Below are 16,563 nucleotides of genomic sequence, written 5' to 3'. Positions count from 1 at the left end.
CCATCATCAATCGATGAACTGGCGGATCAATTCCAGGACGGCAATCAGCGCATTTGCAAGTGCCGCGACCGCCCGCAGAACGATGATTAACAGGTTAATCATCCGTTTCTCCATGAAGATGGAGAGAGAACACCACAGCTTACCCTTCCATTGCCTGTCACAGCGGCTCTCTGCATGTTAGATGTAGAGCGTTCCCCTCCTGCCAGAGCACCGGACACAGCACCACCTGTTTGTTCGGCCAGGACTTCAAATCGTTCACACCCGGTTACGCTGGGTTTAAGGGCTGGAGTGGCGCAAAACAGAGCTAACCCGCTGATTATATCTACTCAATGATTATTATTCACCTCGTTTTCAGTCACTTGACCAAGGCAGTCAAGTGATAATTGACACAGGATGCCTGCGGCCATAATATTACAGCGTTAGATGTAGAGCGTTCCCCTCCGGCCAGAGCGACCAACTCAGCACCGGAAAGCATAAAGCCCGATCTCACCAGTCGGGCTTTTTGCATCTCAGCCCGGCCAGAGTCATCATTGATTAATTCCTCGCGGGCTTGAAAATAACCGTCCTCGCCAGTCATTTTTTGCATCTTCGACAGAGGGAACTTCCCTGCCCACTGACGGTAAGCAAAATATTCACTGTTGTTTGATTACATCGAATTCGTAACTAAGTCTTGCTGTGTTCGATTTTGTTAAGTATTTGACTAAGATATACTTCCCTCTTCGCATCGATAGTAGAAGGGGAAGCTATGATTGACGACACGAATAGCAGTGATGACCTGAACGGCTGGCTCTGGAATGCTGTTAAAAACAGAAGCCAGCTTTTAACGCCTGTAGGGTTAACTGAAGAACCCGCGAAAAAACTTCTTCTCGTCCATTATTCAGTAAAAGAAGGTATCCGACCCGACTTCACAAGCAATCGTTACCACTGGACAACACACATATCTAACCGACATCTGAACACGGCGAATAGCACAGGTAATGCGTTGTGGTATACGGACCTATTTTTCCTCAAATTGTGGCTTCCGGCAGAATGGGACGATTTGGACATTTTTAACGGCGAACATTTCCCGCCGATCAGGGCAGGAAGAACAAAAAATGGTTCGGAAATTGCGCTGGATTTCACCAGGGGATGGCTTGGTGAACATGGCATCAGCCTTCCCTTAGGGAAGCGCTATATGGGACATATCAAACTAGGAATAGACGAGAACACCGGATTATTCTACGAACGTGTTTAATCAGAATAACAACAAGTGAAAGAGTCGGCATAAACAACCGGCTCTTTCCGGTCTCATCAAAACTCAATGGACAATTAAGCTGTTGAGCCACAGCACCAGGTAAACCATATCAGCCGCGTCCATCACTGTGATATACCAGCGGGGATGTTCATACTCTTCCTCTGCTGGCCAGCTTCCCTGCCCGCTAACGGTGATAAGAATATTAACCGCTCTGCGGAGTCTGCCCTCCACCGTCACCGCCACACAGCTGCTCAGACCCACCCGATGAGGGTGACAGGTCACGGTCACCGGGCCATTCAGTCGCTGTCGGATGTGTTCGCTCAGACGTTGCAGATTAGCCTGCGTCACCACAGACATCCCGGGTTCACCCTGCGGTGGCAGGGTGAAAACAGTGTTATCCGGGCTGTCATTACCGCCGACACAGGGTACCGGAAACTTCAGCGTCATCATGCTGCAGTGCTCTCCTCGTCGTGTGCGTCAGTCAGTCCGCGCAACCGGTCCAGTTTACGGGCAATCAGCTTCGCCGCGTCCAGTTCGCTACAGTGATGCTCACGCATCAGCGCCCGGCGTTCCGCCTTTTCCTCTTTCTCCGTCATGCCCAGAGCAAGATACAGACTGGGGGGAACAGCACGGAACAGCGCCTCAATACGTTTGGCCAGCACCACCCCTTCTGTATAGCAACCTGACAGCTTACGGGCGGAAAGCAGCACGGCTTCCTGTTCAGGTGTGAGTGCACGGAACCGGCTGATGTCTTTCACCTCTTCCGGTGGCATGGTGAGGCAAATCCACCATTCCGCCATATTCAACATTTTCTCCGCAATATCCGGAAAATCCTTCAGGTTCTGCGTGGCCAGCCACAGCCAGGCCCCTAGCTTTCGCCACATTTTGACCACTTTGGTCATATACGGCGACAGCAGTGGATTAACCGTCACAATATGCGCCTCATCCACCGCGAAGACTATATCGCGGCCGAGATACTGATCCCGCTCCGCAATATTGTTAATCATGTTGGTCATTGACACCATGGTCAGCGCCATCTGAGCTTCATAACCCTCACGCGCCAGATGACCGAGATCCACCAGGGTCACATCCGCTTCAGGCCACAATTCCCCCTCGCGGTTGAACAGCTCCGCCTCAAAGCTGCCTTCCTGAGTGAACATCCCCAGCGCCTCCGCCATCTCTGCGGCTTTCGCCTTACGCTGGGCATTACGGACATTCTGCCCCTCATCGCTGTCATCGCCGGCAATGCTGTATAACGCTTTCTGCAGGTCAGAAGGCAGCATCTGCCTCCCTTCTTTATATGTTGCATGCGCGGCCATCAGCAGCGCTTCACGGATCATAGCCCGGTCGGCACGCTTCATTTCGGCTTCTTCTTTCGGATCGCCGCCCGTTATCATCATCCGGGCTGAAATCTCCATCTCACCGAGAATATCCCGCTTATCCTCGTCTTCACCCTCTCCATCGCTGTCAGCATCAATATCGGGGAGGTCGCTTTCATCAACGGCATGTGCTGCCAGCCCTTCTTCGACCAGTTTATGCGCGTCGGCAAAGGGTGGCAGGCTGACACCACTACCCGGTTTGACGCTTATCTTGTTGACAGAAAGTCCAAGGCTTTCAAAATAATCGGCCTGCAGGCCGAAACTGTTCCCGGCTTCAGCGATAAACAGACGTGGCCGGTGAACCGCCATCAGTTGAGAAAAGGCATAACACAGCGTGGCCGACTTACCTGCCCCCGTCGGTCCGAACAACAACAGATGCGCATTCTGGGTACGGTCATACTTGTTCAGTGGATCAAACGTCAGAATATCTCCGCCACGGTTAAAAAAGCTGAAACCCGGGTTGCCGGTACCGGTTTCTCGCCCGGTAACCGGCAGCAACCCCGCCAGGTGTTGTACCCAGGTCAGACGGGTGTACCAGTGTTTTTTATCGCTGTCCGGGTTAAAGCACATTGGCAGCGCCCGCAGCCAGGTATTCAGCGGCCCCACCTCAAACTCCGGGCGAACCGGCTGCAGACCAGCACCCAGCAGTACAGTAGTCAGGTCAAGTCGTTTGCGCTTAAGATTATCCATATCATCACCGCGCAGCAGGAAGGTGATCCCGGCGCGGTACAGCTTATGCCGGTTTCCCAGATACTCTTTCACTGTTTTCACATCCTGGCGGACACGGCCGGATTCGGTATTTTCCCCGACGGCATTTTTCGACAGGCGGTTGAACTGTTCTTCCAGTCTGTCCTGCGGCTGCACAACAATCGTCATGCACAGCAGCGTCCCTTCCGGAAACATATCCATCAGCGCGTTAATTTTTTTCTCACCGCGGGCCTGTTCACCGGTGATGGTACCCGGCTCCGGTGGAGTACGCAGTCTCTCAACCGGCAGCGCACAATGTGGTTTATTATCTATCCACCATACGCCGTTCTCCGGATCCGAAACGGGTGGCGTAAACCACAGCGTTTCAGCAAAATCATTGCTGACCGGCGCCACGCCCGCCGGGAAGTCGCGCGGATCGGCATACGCCGCCTGACGATAGAGTGTGGATTTATCCACCCAGTCCGGAGACGGATTAAACAGGCGCAGCAGCCAGCTGTGCACCTGCAGGCCATTCTGACGGGTACAACGAATACCGGCCCCACCCAGCGCACTTACCACACGTTCACACGCCTGGTTGAGCATCGCCACTGGCGGCATCGGGTCCCGTGACGCGGATTTCCCGATCCAGCGATAAATGACCATACGAGTGCGGCGCTGCTGACCGCGCCACGGCTGCCCTGTGATCAGCGCATCGGTAAACAGTCCTTCCGGCCGCGAGATACTGCGGATATGGCGCGCCATTTCGCCCAGCCAGGCTTCCGTAAATGCCGTGCGCTGCGCATGCGGTTTCACGTAACCGCGTAAGTGGTCCAGATACGCTTCGGCATCATCTTCATCCTGGCAGAAGAACTGCACCACCCAGGGATTCTCATCATATTCATCAAAGCTGTCCTGCAGGGCATCTTCCACCGTATCGCGGATTTGCTCCAGCCGATCATCCGTGCGCCCCTCCGTGGCCACCGGCGTTACGTCATAAATGGCACCGACGGAGATACCGTCCTCAAGCAGAAGGCACTGATCTTCATCCAGGAATTCCACCCAGGGCAGATAATCAATGATGGACGGGTTAGCGTGATAGACTTTTGTCTCTTCCTGCCGGTTCATCCGGCCCGGTCGCGTCAGCGGCTCCCGGCCATGAATAACCAGAGGAGAAGCCTCCTCCTTTAGTTGCTTTGCCGTACCATCTGGCTTCGTTTCATTTTTACGACTGAAAAGAGAGAACATTACAGCGCCTCCGTACGTTCACCAGGCATTGCATACTGTGTCTGGTTGTAAAAAGGAAATACTGTGCTGTAGCCAGGCACTGGCGTATTACCGCCAGCCAGATGGGGATACAGGTACATCACCATATCCGGGTTGGGCAAACGGGAGAATTGTTGTGAAATTTCGCTCTCCTGCGTGCGGCTGTAGCTGCGATCGTCCTGTGTACCTTTCCGGTGTTCATCGTCGGTTAACGGGCGGCGCAGTGCATCCCTTGCAGCAGCAGACTGTCGTGCTGTTCCCCCCTCTCCGTCCGCCCCGTTCCACAGCTCAAGCATGGTATGCTCGCCAGTGGGCAGCATCTCCTCTTTTGTCGTTGAACAGCCGGTCAGTAAAATAACCGTCAGAATAAAAAGGCAGACCAGGAAAATGCGATACGGAGGATTTATTAAAGAAAAGCCCGCGTTCTTTTCCTCCGGCACAACTGTGGACACAACATCGTCGCCCTGCGGACCCAACCGGGTCGCCTTACATGAAATCAGCTCAAAAGAAGCATATTCAGGGCGGCAGAAAAGAACGTCTGTTGTCTGAAACAGTGACTTCTGGATACCTCCAGACTCATTCATCAGTGGACCGGCAATAAACCTGTCGTTCTCAACCGGTATCATCTTATATGTGGTACTCAGATCCAGCATCAGGCTCGCATCCACCCAGAGCAACTGTGCGAACGGTGCCAGACTCATCACCTGTTTTGCTTCTTCCATGGTGTCAAAATAACCGCTGGTGAACTGGATCCCCCACTCACCCTGTCCACGAAACAGCCAGGTCAGGGTAAGACCCTGTGTGACATTCTGATTCATCATCTTCCCCTTCAGTCCAGACCGCCGTTGTCGCTGACACCACCCGGGAGGGTGAAATCGTAGCGAACCCTGCGGCCGTTATCTTCATAGTCAATGGCAAGCTGGCGGGTAATATGCACGGCCAGCTTCGCACCCGGCGGCACGTAAATCGCGTCAAACGTCTGCCCGTAGCGCTGCTTAACCCAGTCAGTGGTCTCACTCATGCCACCTGAGAGAGCTTTCCCCAGCGCCGCTTCGCCGGCACTGCCGGTCAGCGTGGATGAAATCCCGTTAACATTATTCTGCGTGGTGTATTGCCCCTCGCTGAGTGCTTCCCCGGCAGCGCCGGCAGCAGAGAGCGCAAAGAGAGTAGGCAGATACGTTGACGCGTTAGACTTGCGGGTACCGCTGATACACGGAATACCGTCATTATCGGAAATCCAGCCGATGCCGCCGTCGGTACCGGTTTTATTCTGCGTATTACCGTTACCGGTGTTTTTCCCGCTGGCATCTGGCTGGGGCACGGTACGGACCGTACCGTCAGCAAAAACGAAGGTGATGCTGTTCACCTGCCCACGAACGCAGGAGAGTGTCCAGTCACCGCTGGCACTGCCAGAGACAATCGCCCCCTCCACATCCGGCAGTTCAATCCCATTGGCGGTCAGGTTGTCTTTGCCAATCAGGATCTTGAAAGGATAGGGATCAGTCACCGTGCCGTTAATCGGGATGCGGCCCAGTAACGCCGTCATCGCCCGGCTGCCCACCAGGGTGGAGTTTTCCGGCAGGGTGTAGACGGGTTCAGCGCTGTCCTGCGCCCCCTTCTCGTTCGTGTGGCCCTTAACCTGCTGCTCATAGGCTGCTTTCTGCCGGGTCAGAGGGTTGTTGTCCAGAAATGAGGTGGGGAACTGCGGCGAAGCCTTACCACTGGCAGCATCGCGCGGATCGATAGCTTTTTGATCGCCTGGCGTCACCCACATCAGCCCATCATCGCCCCGGATGGCGGTACCATGGATACTGCCACCCAGACCATCCAGACCGAGGCCCAGCGGAATATCGCTGTCAGAAGCCGGTTTTGCGCCTGCGGAACCACTGCCGGTGGTTTTCAGCTGTTCAGACAGTGCCTGCACTTTTGCCAGCAGGCTGGTCTGTTCGTTCTGTAGTTGCTGCTGACGTTTGTCATACTCCTTACGCAGCCCCTGCACAGCCTCGTCAACCTGCCCGGATACATTAGTGCCGCGCTTACGCAGTTGCTCATTCTCTTTCAGCAAATCAGCATTCTGCTTGTCCAGTGTTTTCTGGCGATCGCGAACGTCGTTCAGCCGACCTATCAGTGTGCGCAGAGTATCTTCCGGCGTATCACCTTCCACTCCGAGCGCCTTAAGCTCATCCTGTGAGAGATTTTTCAGTACTGTCGTCACATCACCCGATGAATTCTCTGGTGGTCGCTCTCCTTTACAGCTTTTCAGGCCCACAGCCAGCCCCGCCACCACCACTGCGGGAACAATGAATTTCACCATGGCATTGGACTTAATCTGCATGGTTGACCCCCTTCTTCGCGGTATGAACAGCCTTACGTGCCACGGAAGGTTCAGCGATGAAAGCGCTCTCCGGCCGCGAGCCCGTCACGATATAGGCTGTGGTGGTATCTTCCGGCGTGCCCACCGGCCCCAGCCAGCGGTGCTGGAACGTCGCCGCGACAAACTGTCCCTGCAGGGCCCGGGGATCCAGTACAATCCTGCGACTGGCGGTGTTTTGCAGACGGACAGCCACGACGGCGCGATTTGCCACACCCCAGGCGGCCAGCGGCGTGGCCGTTATGGCTTCAGACGGATACAGTGTTGTCAGGCGTCTGGGCAGATGCGGATTCACCGGGCGGATGCCCGGCACGGCTTCGACCGTACGCAGCGGCGCGTACAGACTTTGTGCAGCATAACGGGTCAGCAACACCGGGATGGGAGCGCTGTACTGCACCTTTTTACGCTTCGCCTGCGTACCGTCATCACTTCCCGGCTGGACGCTGCCGCCGCTGTTTTCCGCCTCTCGACGGGTATCGGTCGTCTGGCTTACCGTGTTCACCTCGCCGCTGTAGACCAGACGAACGGGTTCGGAAGGGCCTTTTTCACCGGCGGTGACATCGAGAAGAATAACCTCGCCACTTTCCACATCCTGCAGTTGTACCCGCGTCTGAGGAAAAGCGCTGTCGGCCTTCAGGTAGACAGCCCCGCCGGTACTCTGCACACGCAGCTTACCGTTGAGTGCCGGAGGAAAACCTACCCGGACATTTTTATCCACAAATACCACCCGTTCCTGCCCCACCTGCAGCGGGATTTGCAACGGGATACGCTCCCATTTCATAAATTCATCAGCTTTAGCCGGCTCGATGTTCAGAGAGACCAGCGGCAACAGCAAAATGGACAGCGCCATCAGCCCGGCGCGGGTATCATTACGGGTATTCATCACTGAAATACTCCTGATTTCGCGGGAATTTCCGTCGGCAGTGCCGCTTCCAGACGCTGCGGTACACCGTCATAACAGTCCAGCGCCAGGCCAAACGGATTGCGTTCAGCATCCCCCTCCCAGCGCACTACTTTCAGTGGATAGCGGACCAGGGCGCGTTTTACCGGTTCAGCATGAAAATACTCATCCGCCACCAGGTCGAGACGCACCACCCAGTTATCTCTGCTGATAACGCTGACGCTCTTCGACTGGTATCCACGGCCGGGAATTTCATACACCACGCGAACACGATCAGTCAGCTCGCCGGCGTTGCTTCTTTTCCGGGCCTCGGTATTCAGATAGTCCTGGCAACCCGGCGTCAGATAGGCTGACAACGCATGAATTTTTGCCGGATAATCCACTTCACCATTTTTCGGCCAGGCGTTGAGCTGCTGGAAAATATAGAAGGCAAAGGAGTAGACCGACGACGCCGGTACTTCCCACCAGGGTCGGGTACTGCCGGTACGTAAATCCGGCGGGTTATGGACAGTCAGTTTGTTTGGGGCCAGCATCCAGCCGGCGCAGGTTATTAACAGGAAAAAGGCCAGCACACCGCAGGCAATACGCAGTGTCAGAATATGCTGATCCCGGTCTTTGACCGCATGACGAAAACGGCTCATTTTTCTCTCCCGGTTCGTTTCAGGGACCATCCCCGGGCATCAACGATCAGTGTCGGGTTGCCCAGGCTGTGACGACGTTTGAACGCCTCCAGCCGCTGCCAGATATAGTTTTCCGGCTTGCCGCGTTTAATGCGGCTCAGCCACCGGCCACCGAAACCGATAACCAGTAACGGCGCCAGTAACATGCCGGTCGGGATAATGACCCAGCCGGCAAGAGGAATAAATGGCAGAGACAGGAGCAGACCCACGCCCAGACCGGCCAGGGCGGCAAGCCCCATCTCCGGTGTAGTGAATCCGCGAAACACCACCGGTTCACTGTTCAGACGGTCAGGTAAAAAGCGAATGGTCTGCATGGGGTCGCCTCAGAGAATAATGTCGGCGGACTTGCCCAGCAGCCAGATAACGGCAACCAGTAACACCACACCCACCACGATGATGGAGCCAAACTTCGTCCAGGTTGACTTCTCATTCCGGACCTCGGTAAAGGTATGGACTGCAGCAATCGCCACATTAATGAACGCAATGGCCGCCACCACCAGTCCGCCAATAACGACACCATCCTGCAGATAGCCTTTGATCTGTCCCATCAGACCAGATCCGCCATTAGAGGTTGGCGCTTCAACCGTTGGCAGGTCAGCAAATGCGGGTTTACAGGTCAGCCAGACCAGAAGCGCCAGCGTGAACGTACGGTTAATAACGCGGTCAATACCACGACGTACGCGGGTGGCAACAGACGCAAAGTGATACATAAATTTTTCTCCAGAAATTGATTGATTAATTCAACTGGCAAACATCCAGATACTCACAACCAGCAGGAGCACGGCCCGGATAGCAAAGCGACCCAGCGCAGCATTCCGAACTTTCTCGTTACTCCAGCCGGTCCACACATCGGACAGTGCCCATGCGGCCCACAAAAACAGAAAGGCCAGCAACACACCGATGCAGACCAGGTGCAGAATGCTGACCTCGACATTGCCGGAGGCAGCTTTAAAGGCTGTGGATTGTGCGGAGGTCATTCCCATCAGGGACGCTCCCGACGATAATTGCCGCTGACAGATGAAGCCCGGGGTTGGGACCGGGATGGCTCCAGATAGCGGTCAATACCAGCACGAATGGTGTTTAAATCGGATGTGGCCTGACGGTAGTCAAAAAAGAAACGCCCTTGCTCAGCAGGATCGGCCTGGGCCGCCGCTACGCGGGCACGTTCAAGCGAGGCCTGCACCTGATCCAGCTGACGCTGGGCTGAGGCAAGCTCGTCTTTTTCTGCCGCCTGTGCCGTTGTGGACAATGTTGCCAACAGCAACAGACCGGCAATGCCCGGTATGCAGGCAATATATCGCCAGGCCGGACGGGGATGATTCATACGCACCTCCTTGAGGATTAAAAGGTGCGTACAGAATGCGCAGGACAAAAAGACTCGTCAGCGATAAACTCTATTTGTGTTTCTGCAAATTAGCGCATGCGGGTTTAGCCGTAAGCGTCCAGCGAGAACCGTATTGACGGGGATGTGTTATTCAGTTGGCAGTGCTACGCGCCAGGGGAGCAGTTCATTCACCCGATTGATCGGCCAGTCTGCTATGACGTTAAGCACATGACGGAGGTAGCTTTCTGGATCCACGCCGTTCAGTTTGCATGTCCCGATCAGACTGTACAGCAACGCTCCTCGCTCTCCTCCGTGGTCTGAGCCGAAGAACAGCCAGTTCTTTCTTCCCAGACTGACCATCCGCAGCGCATTTTCAGCGATATTATTGTCCGCCTCAGCCCAGCCATCATCTGCATAGTACGTCAGTGCCGGCCACTGGTTCAGGGCGTATGCGAACGCTTTCGCCAGTTCTGAGTGTCGCGACAGGGTTTTCATCTTTTCACGTAGCCAGCTTTCCAGGGATTTCTGCAGCGGTTTCGTTTTCAACTGACGTTCGGCAAGACGCTGCTCCGCCGGCATTCTCCTTATCTCCGCCTCGATGGCGTACAGTTCGCCGATCCGTCTCAGGGCTTCCTCCGTCAGGGCTGACGGGGTACGAACGTGCACATCGTGGATTTTACGGCGGGCATGAGCCCAACAGGCGGCTTCCGTTATCCGGCCATCCCGGTACAGCTCGTTGAACCCGGCGTACGCGTCCGCCTGCAGCACACCGCTGAACCCCGCAAGATGGGTCTGCGGATGGATGCCTTTTCTGTCCGGGCTGTAGGCGAACCAGACCGCCGGCGCCAGCGCTGACCCGGCGTTGCGGTCGTCACGAACATACGTCCACAACCGCCCGGTCTTCGTCTTCTTATTGCCCGGCAACAGCACCTGGACGGGGGTATCATCGGCATGGAGTTTGCCGTCGGTCAGGACATAGTCCTGAAGCGCCTCTTCCAGTGGGGACAGCAGCCGACAGCATGCATCCACCCAGCCCGACAGCAGTGAACGGCTCAGTTCCACACCCTGACGGTCATATATTTCAGACTGGCGGTACAGCGGGGTGTGCTCTGCATACTTTGAGCTCAGCACTCGGGCCAGCAGCCCCGGTCCGGCGATACCCCGCTCGATGGGGCGTGAAGGCGCGGGGGCCTGCACGATAGCGTCACATTTTGTGCAGGCATGTTTTTCCCGCACCGTGCGGATAACCCGGAAGACGCTGCGCATCAGCTCCAGCTGTTCGACTGCATCTTCACCCAGGTATCTCAGCACACCGCCACAGTCCGGGCAGCATGGCTCCGCAGGTAGCAGCCGTTTTTCGTCACGAGGGAGAGATTCGGGGTGAGTTAAAACGTGACGGTCGTGGGTAAAGCCAAGCTGCGTTTGTTAGCTCAGGCCATTGTGTCATCTTTTTTGACTTTTCGTATCAAACCTTTCTCGTGCTGCCACCATCAGTGGCCGCCGATCGACCGCCCATTGGAGCAGAGTTTGCAGTGGGCCAAGCAGGCTCCATCCCAACTCGGTTAATTTATATTCGACACAAGGAGGAATAGTGGGATACACGGTCCGTTCGATAATCCCATCTCGCTCCAGCCCCTTCAGGGTTAGTGTCAGCATCCGTTGTGAGATCCCGCTTACGGCACGGCGGATCTCACTATAACGTAGCGTTCCATCCCGCAACGCATAAACGACCAGTACCGTCCATTTGTCGCCTATGCGAGAAAGCGTTTCAGCCACCGCCCGGCAGTTGGCATTAGCATGTAGTGCTGTTTCATTACTAACAATATTGTTCGTATCGCTCAAAAAAGTGCCTCCTTGTTAAGGTTCGTTTTACTCCTATATTATAGCCTCAGGAACAAATTGTTCGCTACAGTTGTTATGTTCCTGGCGCTATACCAGCAGTTACCGTTAATTGAAACAACAAGGAGTTTTGATCATGCAACTTTTACACATTGATTCCAGTATTCTGGCCGGTAATTCAGTGAGCCGTCCCTTATCTGCTGCCGTTGTAGCACAAATGAAAGTAAACGTACCTGATATCAACGTGACTTATCGGGATTTATCCGCAGATCCCATTCCTCATCTGTCTGGTGCCTATTTGGCCGCCGCCACCCAAGGGGCTGCAGAACAACATGATTCAGCGTTGCAACAGGATCTGGCACTTGGTGCACGGGTGCTGGAGGAGTTTCTTGCTGCTGATATCGTTGTGATAGGTGTTGCTCAATATAATTTTAGCGTACCGAGCCAACTTAAATCCTGGATTGATCGGGTGGCGGTGGCAGGTAAAACGTTCCGCTATACAGAGAAAGGTTCAGAAGGTTTAGTGGGCAATAAGCGCGTTATTCTTGCCGCTGCCCGTGGTGGTTTTTATGCTCAGGGTTCGCCTACCGAGAGTTTTGAACACACTCTGACTTACCTCAAAAGCGTACTGGCTTTCTTCGGTATTACCAATCCTGAAATTATCACTGCTGATGGTGTTGCTATTAGTGCTGAGCAACGTGAGGCCTCTGTCTCTGCCGCTTTGGAACAAATAGCTGCATTACGGTAATCGATTAATAGAAATATCCCATTATTAGCGTAGATATTTTTTGCAGCCGCATGCAAAATTATATTGAGAAACGTTAATCCTATTTTTAACTATACATCACTATATTTTTAGGAAATTATATATGCGAATGCTCAAAGTGGAAAATTATACCGAACTAAATCAGCTGAGTGTTACGGAGGGGGACAAACCCGTTGTGCAACCCGGTGAATTATTAATTCGAGTGGCGGCAGTCGGCGTTAATCCTTTGGATTGGAAACTGCTTGTAGGTAGCATGAAAGATCACATGCCTACTCCTTTCCCATTTACTCCAGGGTTAGAAGGTTCGGGTATTATTGAGGCTATTGGTGCGGGAGTGACGGGCTACGCTTTAGGTGACAGGATCTATGGCCGCTCCCGAGCTATGGTTGCGGAGTATGCGGTGATGCAGCCAGATATGGTGGCTAAAGTTCCCGAGAATATCAGTTTAATTCAGGCTGCGGCCATTCCAAGTAGCGCACAAGTGGCTTATTCTGCATTGCATGATGTGGCACAGATACGTGCTGGGCAAAAAATACTTATTCATGGTGCTTCTGGTGGTGTAGGTCAATACGCAGTTCAACTGGCTGCGCTTGCGGGCGCTGAAATATGGGCGACTACCTCATCTGTAAATGTTGATACTGTGAAACATATGGGAGCTGATCATGTTATTGATTACCAACAGCAGCCATTTGAGGATGTCGTACAGGGGATGGATGTTGTGCTCAATATGGTTAACGACGATTTGGAACAACGTTCCTGGTCTGTTTTACGCAATGGTGGTTTACTGATCAGTTTATTACGCCAACCAGTTATCCCTGATGCCGCAGTTCTGCAAAATAAAAAAGGTCTTTTCATGCGAGGGGTGCAAGGTTCACATATGGGTACCATCAATCAACTTGTAGATGCAGGAAAAATAGCGCCGAATATTGACAGCGTATTTGATTTAACTGATGTGGCGGCGGCCTATCGCAAAAGCAGGGGCGGACATGTGCGGGGTAAAATTCTGTTGCGCATTGCATCCGATTTGGCGTAGCGCACGATGAGGTTGCGTATTATTTAACTTCATCGTGCCGCATATTTTTTTAATTTGCAGTTAATCCTAAATGCGCAGTAATAGGAAAGGAGAATATTATGAGTAATTTGATCCTGCAGGTGGGCGATTTTAACCACCCTTGGAAAGGTAATGATCCTTTTCTGTTCTGCGCTTATCATGTGGATAATTATCCTGAGGGTAATGGTCGTTTGGGTATTAATGCTGAGTTACTGAATGGCCGTTCACTTGGGGGGATTTCAGTCATTTACATGGCTACAGTATGTATCACGGCAGCTCTGTGCCAGGGTTCCCTGCTCATCCTCATCGCGGTTTTGAAACCGTTACCATAGTGCGTTCTGGTTATGTGGATCATGCTGATTCGTTGGGCGGCGCGATATGGCGTAGGGGATGTACAGTGGCTGACTGCGGGTGAAGGTATACAACATGCGGAAATGTTCCCCTTAGTGCATACCGATAAGCCTAATACGGTTCTATCAGTGATGCCCCCTGATTACGTACGTTTCCGACCGCAGGCGAAACCGGATGCCATGTGAAAGCATCAGCAGGTACTGCACCGACTTCTGCAGTCTTCCCCGCCTCTTCACCGCTGAGGCTCTCCCGCAGCCAGTCCCGGGCCGCATCTGGAGTCAGGACGAGAGGACGCCGATCGTGAATGTCAATAAGCCCCTTGTCCGCTTCTGCCGTGAGAATGACAAATCCTTCAGCATCATCGCGCAGGACAAAAGGCCGCGCGCCAATTGCGGCCATAAATACGGGCTGGCTATCCTTGCGGTAAATAAAATATGGCTGTTTCTTGTTTCCTTCCCGCACCCATTCATACGTAAGCGTCCAGCGAGAACCGTATTGACGGGGATGTGTTATTCAGTTGGCAGTGCTACGCGCCAGGGGAGCAGTTCATTCACCCGATTGATCGGCCAGTCTGCTATGACGTTAAGCACATGACGGAGGTAGCTTTCTGGATCCACGCCGTTCAGTTTGCATGTCCCGATCAGACTGTACAGCAACGCTCCTCGCTCTCCTCCGTGGTCTGAGCCGAAGAACAGCCAGTTCTTTCTTCCCAGACTGACCATCCGCAGCGCATTTTCAGCGATATTATTGTCCGCCTCAGCCCAGCCATCATCTGCATAGTACGTCAGTGCCGGCCACTGGTTCAGGGCGTATGCGAACGCTTTCGCCAGTTCTGAGTGTCGCGACAGGGTTTTCATCTTTTCACGTAGCCAGCTTTCCAGGGATTTCTGCAGCGGTTTCGTTTTCAACTGACGTTCGGCAAGACGCTGCTCCGCCGGCATTCTCCTTATCTCCGCCTCGATGGCGTACAGTTCGCCGATCCGTCTCAGGGCTTCCTCCGTCAGGGCTGACGGGGTACGAACGTGCACATCGTGGATTTTACGGCGGGCATGAGCCCAACAGGCGGCTTCCGTTATCCGGCCATCCCGGTACAGCTCGTTGAACCCGGCGTACGCGTCCGCCTGCAGCACACCGCTGAACCCCGCAAGATGGGTCTGCGGATGGATGCCTTTTCTGTCCGGGCTGTAGGCGAACCAGACCGCCGGCGCCAGCGCTGACCCGGCGTTGCGGTCGTCACGAACATACGTCCACAACCGCCCGGTCTTCGTCTTCTTATTGCCCGGCAACAGCACCTGGACGGGGGTATCATCGGCATGGAGTTTGCCGTCGGTCAGGACATAGTCCTGAAGCGCCTCTTCCAGTGGGGACAGCAGCCGACAGCATGCATCCACCCAGCCCGACAGCAGTGAACGGCTCAGTTCCACACCCTGACGGTCATATATTTCAGACTGGCGGTACAGCGGGGTGTGCTCTGCATACTTTGAGCTCAGCACTCGGGCCAGCAGCCCCGGTCCGGCGATACCCCGCTCGATGGGGCGTGAAGGCGCGGGGGCCTGCACGATAGCGTCACATTTTGTGCAGGCATGTTTTTCCCGCACCGTGCGGATAACCCGGAAGGCGCTGCGCATCAGCTCCAGCCGTTTGGTCAGCAGACACAGCCCGTCGCCGGTAGACCACAGCAGTTTGACCTGGCTGCCGCTGCGGCCGCGGAAGATGAAGACATGGCCGGACGTCGGATCGTCTTTCAGCGCCGTCTGCACTTTTGCAGCCAGCCCGTTGAAGCCGTTTCTCATATCGGTAATACCGGCAATCAGCCAGATTTTTGTCCCGGAAGGTAACGGGATCATCGCTTCAGTTCCTGTATCAGCAGAGTCAGAAGCTTTTCGCTGACAGTGCTGTTGAGGCGGAGCGTCCCGTGCCGGAACGTTACCTCACAGCTGATACTGAGGGTTTCCGGGTCCTCTGCGGGCGGCTCTGGCTGTACGGCAGCTGCATCGAGAGTCACAGAAAGTAGCTGAGGGCTCTCTGAAGAAGGTAATAGCAGCTTTCCCTCGCGCCATTGTTGGCGCCATTTGAACAACAGATTGGCGTTGATGCCATTTTCGAGCGCCAGTTTTGAGATGGATATCCCGGGTTCGCAGGAGGCAGCAACGAGCTGCTGCTTAAACTCAGGAGAATAATTAGGGCAGCCTTTACGCCTGCCGGGAGTCATATTTTTCTGCATATCTGACACTTTGGTTCCCACTACTTATTTGGTGGACACCACTTTGTCGGATGCTTCAGATTATGACCAGACGGCTTTCGCTGGACGCTTACGTTTAGCCCAGCATGGTTATCACATAGAGAAAGATAGAAATGTCATGGTCAAATGAATGGGAAATAATGCACTTGACTCCTGGGGGATGGACCAGGGGTACATCAAAATCAGATAACGAACCAAGAGAAGATATACCTGCACCTGCCGATACTCTTATCAGCGTTCAATACACTGATTATCGTGGTGGAATATCAGATTTACCATCTGATACTAAGTGGGTTCCAGAATTAATATTCATCCATGAAAAACTGAGTCCACTTGATATTATGATCCTTATGTCTCGTTATCCTCTTTCAGGTGGGTTCGTTGGTATGCCTGAAAAGATCAATGTTGAAAGATATATAAGAAGTAGATATTCGCTGCCGCGCCTGTAACTGTCGTTAATGGCTTGTCTGCTGAC

General features: G+C 53.9%; 18 protein-coding genes and 5 pseudogenes. 6 read left to right on the top strand and 17 right to left on the bottom strand.

What is annotated here, in order from left to right; translation table 11 throughout:
* Positions 1-6 precede the first annotated feature (6 nt).
* Entirely contained in the window at positions 7-102 is a 96-nt protein-coding gene (gene dqlB, locus PGR29_RS23065) for a DinQ-like type I toxin DqlB (RefSeq protein WP_000609146.1), read from the bottom strand.
* A 643-nt stretch (positions 103-745) separates the two neighbouring features.
* Here dqlB and PGR29_RS23060 point away from each other — a divergent pair.
* A complete protein-coding gene (locus PGR29_RS23060) occupies positions 746-1,234 on the top strand; it encodes a hypothetical protein (protein WP_153459153.1) in 489 nt (162 codons plus the stop codon).
* A 63-nt stretch (positions 1,235-1,297) separates the two neighbouring features.
* Here PGR29_RS23060 and PGR29_RS23055 read toward each other — a convergent pair whose 3' ends face one another.
* From PGR29_RS23055 to PGR29_RS23000, 12 genes and pseudogenes are all read right to left on the bottom strand, one after another.
* The gene (locus PGR29_RS23055) at positions 1,298-1,684 is read right to left on the bottom strand and encodes an acetyltransferase (protein WP_131002643.1); all 387 of its coding nucleotides are present in this window, start codon (positions 1,682-1,684) and stop codon (positions 1,298-1,300) included.
* Complete coding sequence (locus PGR29_RS23050) at positions 1,681-4,545, bottom strand: conjugative transfer ATPase (RefSeq protein ID WP_217076242.1); 2,865 nt, start codon at positions 4,543-4,545, stop codon at positions 1,681-1,683. Before PGR29_RS23050 ends, PGR29_RS23055 begins: the two co-directional genes overlap by 4 nt.
* Entirely contained in the window at positions 4,545-4,952 is a 408-nt protein-coding gene (locus tag PGR29_RS23045; RefSeq protein ID WP_131002727.1) for a TIGR03751 family conjugal transfer lipoprotein, read from the bottom strand. Before PGR29_RS23045 ends, PGR29_RS23050 begins: the two co-directional genes overlap by 1 nt.
* Positions 4,953-5,392: 440 nt before the next feature.
* On the bottom strand, positions 5,393-6,898 hold the full coding sequence (locus PGR29_RS23040) for a TIGR03752 family integrating conjugative element protein (protein ID WP_316425398.1): 1,506 nt from the start codon (positions 6,896-6,898) through the stop codon (positions 5,393-5,395).
* On the bottom strand, positions 6,888-7,817 hold the full coding sequence (locus PGR29_RS23035) for a TIGR03749 family integrating conjugative element protein (protein ID WP_316425397.1): 930 nt from the start codon (positions 7,815-7,817) through the stop codon (positions 6,888-6,890). The genes PGR29_RS23040 and PGR29_RS23035 overlap by 11 nt, the downstream gene beginning before the upstream one ends.
* Positions 7,817-8,476: a PFL_4703 family integrating conjugative element protein gene (locus PGR29_RS23030; protein ID WP_123828791.1), complete on the bottom strand. Its 660-nt coding sequence runs from the start codon at positions 8,474-8,476 to the stop codon at positions 7,817-7,819. Before PGR29_RS23030 ends, PGR29_RS23035 begins: the two co-directional genes overlap by 1 nt.
* Positions 8,473-8,829: a TIGR03750 family conjugal transfer protein gene (locus PGR29_RS23025; RefSeq protein ID WP_016190714.1), complete on the bottom strand. Its 357-nt coding sequence runs from the start codon at positions 8,827-8,829 to the stop codon at positions 8,473-8,475. The genes PGR29_RS23030 and PGR29_RS23025 overlap by 4 nt, the downstream gene beginning before the upstream one ends.
* A 9-nt stretch (positions 8,830-8,838) precedes the next feature.
* Positions 8,839-9,225, bottom strand: coding sequence for a TIGR03745 family integrating conjugative element membrane protein (locus PGR29_RS23020; protein WP_049589826.1), 387 nt, complete (start codon positions 9,223-9,225; stop codon positions 8,839-8,841).
* 30 nt (positions 9,226-9,255) lie between these two features.
* Positions 9,256-9,498, bottom strand: coding sequence for a TIGR03758 family integrating conjugative element protein (locus PGR29_RS23015; protein WP_016190712.1), 243 nt, complete (start codon positions 9,496-9,498; stop codon positions 9,256-9,258).
* Positions 9,498-9,839 (bottom strand): RAQPRD family integrative conjugative element protein, encoded by a 342-nt coding sequence (locus tag PGR29_RS23010; protein ID WP_316425394.1) that lies wholly within the window; start codon positions 9,837-9,839, stop codon positions 9,498-9,500. The genes PGR29_RS23015 and PGR29_RS23010 overlap by 1 nt, the downstream gene beginning before the upstream one ends.
* 147 nt (positions 9,840-9,986) lie before the next feature.
* A pseudogene (gene tnpC, locus PGR29_RS23005) lies at positions 9,987-11,219 on the bottom strand (IS66 family transposase); the annotation flags it as partial.
* A gap of 63 nt (positions 11,220-11,282) precedes the next feature.
* Positions 11,283-11,681: a winged helix-turn-helix transcriptional regulator gene (locus tag PGR29_RS23000; protein WP_316425393.1), complete on the bottom strand. Its 399-nt coding sequence runs from the start codon at positions 11,679-11,681 to the stop codon at positions 11,283-11,285.
* Between the two features lie 133 nt (positions 11,682-11,814).
* Here PGR29_RS23000 and PGR29_RS22995 point away from each other — a divergent pair, with 133 nt between their 5' ends.
* The 4 genes and pseudogenes from PGR29_RS22995 to PGR29_RS25010 form a co-directional block, all read left to right on the top strand.
* On the top strand, positions 11,815-12,426 hold the full coding sequence (locus tag PGR29_RS22995) for an FMN-dependent NADH-azoreductase (protein WP_316425392.1): 612 nt from the start codon (positions 11,815-11,817) through the stop codon (positions 12,424-12,426).
* A gap of 121 nt (positions 12,427-12,547) precedes the next feature.
* Positions 12,548-13,477, top strand: coding sequence for an NADP-dependent oxidoreductase (locus tag PGR29_RS22990; RefSeq protein ID WP_316425391.1), 930 nt, complete (start codon positions 12,548-12,550; stop codon positions 13,475-13,477).
* Positions 13,478-13,575: 98 nt separating this feature from the next.
* Complete coding sequence (locus PGR29_RS22985) at positions 13,576-13,827, top strand: hypothetical protein (protein WP_316425390.1); 252 nt, start codon at positions 13,576-13,578, stop codon at positions 13,825-13,827.
* A pseudogene (locus PGR29_RS25010) lies at positions 13,788-13,929 on the top strand (pirin family protein); the annotation flags it as partial. The gene PGR29_RS22985 and the pseudogene PGR29_RS25010, both read left to right, overlap by 40 nt.
* Before the next feature lie 28 nt (positions 13,930-13,957).
* Here PGR29_RS25010 and PGR29_RS22975 read toward each other — a convergent pair.
* The 4 genes and pseudogenes from PGR29_RS22975 to tnpA all read right to left on the bottom strand — a co-directional run.
* Positions 13,958-14,317: pseudogene (locus PGR29_RS22975) on the bottom strand (SOS response-associated peptidase family protein); the annotation flags it as partial.
* Between the two features lie 38 nt (positions 14,318-14,355).
* Positions 14,356-15,489, bottom strand: a pseudogene (gene tnpC / locus PGR29_RS22970) (IS66 family transposase); the annotation flags it as partial.
* Positions 15,490-15,516: 27 nt separating this feature from the next.
* Positions 15,517-15,639 (bottom strand): annotated as a pseudogene (gene tnpB / locus PGR29_RS22965) (IS66 family insertion sequence element accessory protein TnpB); the annotation flags it as partial.
* A 50-nt stretch (positions 15,640-15,689) separates the two neighbouring features.
* Entirely contained in the window at positions 15,690-16,070 is a 381-nt protein-coding gene (gene tnpA, locus PGR29_RS22960; RefSeq protein WP_316425389.1) for an IS66-like element accessory protein TnpA, read from the bottom strand.
* Positions 16,071-16,201: 131 nt separating this feature from the next.
* Between tnpA and PGR29_RS22955 the strand changes: the two genes are divergently transcribed.
* Positions 16,202-16,537, top strand: coding sequence for a hypothetical protein (locus PGR29_RS22955; RefSeq protein ID WP_265782802.1), 336 nt, complete (start codon positions 16,202-16,204; stop codon positions 16,535-16,537).
* Positions 16,538-16,563 lie beyond the last annotated feature (26 nt).

Source organism: Klebsiella sp. 141203 (assembly GCF_032601985.1).
Classification (GTDB): Bacteria; Pseudomonadota; Gammaproteobacteria; order Enterobacterales; family Enterobacteriaceae; genus Klebsiella; species Klebsiella aerogenes.
This window is presented reverse-complemented; position numbering and strand designations above follow the sequence as displayed.

Bases quoted from the DNA above. Each gene is read 5' to 3' on its own strand.
- dqlB (WP_000609146.1), bottom strand. From the start codon at position 102: ATGATTAACCTGTTAATCATCGTTCTGCGGGCGGTCGCGGCACTTGCA.
- PGR29_RS23060 (WP_153459153.1), top strand. From the start codon at position 746: ATGATTGACGACACGAATAGCAGTGATGACCTGAACGGCTGGCTCTGG.
- PGR29_RS23055 (WP_131002643.1), bottom strand. From the start codon at position 1,684: ATGATGACGCTGAAGTTTCCGGTACCCTGTGTCGGCGGTAATGACAGC.
- PGR29_RS23050 (WP_217076242.1), bottom strand. From the start codon at position 4,545: ATGTTCTCTCTTTTCAGTCGTAAAAATGAAACGAAGCCAGATGGTACG.
- PGR29_RS23040 (WP_316425398.1), bottom strand. From the start codon at position 6,898: ATGCAGATTAAGTCCAATGCCATGGTGAAATTCATTGTTCCCGCAGTG.
- PGR29_RS23035 (WP_316425397.1), bottom strand. From the start codon at position 7,817: ATGAATACCCGTAATGATACCCGCGCCGGGCTGATGGCGCTGTCCATT.
- PGR29_RS23030 (WP_123828791.1), bottom strand. From the start codon at position 8,476: ATGAGCCGTTTTCGTCATGCGGTCAAAGACCGGGATCAGCATATTCTG.
- PGR29_RS23025 (WP_016190714.1), bottom strand. From the start codon at position 8,829: ATGCAGACCATTCGCTTTTTACCTGACCGTCTGAACAGTGAACCGGTG.
- PGR29_RS23020 (WP_049589826.1), bottom strand. From the start codon at position 9,225: ATGTATCACTTTGCGTCTGTTGCCACCCGCGTACGTCGTGGTATTGAC.
- PGR29_RS23015 (WP_016190712.1), bottom strand. From the start codon at position 9,498: ATGGGAATGACCTCCGCACAATCCACAGCCTTTAAAGCTGCCTCCGGC.
- PGR29_RS23010 (WP_316425394.1), bottom strand. From the start codon at position 9,839: ATGAATCATCCCCGTCCGGCCTGGCGATATATTGCCTGCATACCGGGC.
- PGR29_RS22995 (WP_316425392.1), top strand. From the start codon at position 11,815: ATGCAACTTTTACACATTGATTCCAGTATTCTGGCCGGTAATTCAGTG.
- PGR29_RS22990 (WP_316425391.1), top strand. From the start codon at position 12,548: ATGCGAATGCTCAAAGTGGAAAATTATACCGAACTAAATCAGCTGAGT.
- PGR29_RS22985 (WP_316425390.1), top strand. From the start codon at position 13,576: ATGAGTAATTTGATCCTGCAGGTGGGCGATTTTAACCACCCTTGGAAA.
- tnpA (WP_316425389.1), bottom strand. From the start codon at position 16,070: ATGCAGAAAAATATGACTCCCGGCAGGCGTAAAGGCTGCCCTAATTAT.
- PGR29_RS22955 (WP_265782802.1), top strand. From the start codon at position 16,202: ATGTCATGGTCAAATGAATGGGAAATAATGCACTTGACTCCTGGGGGA.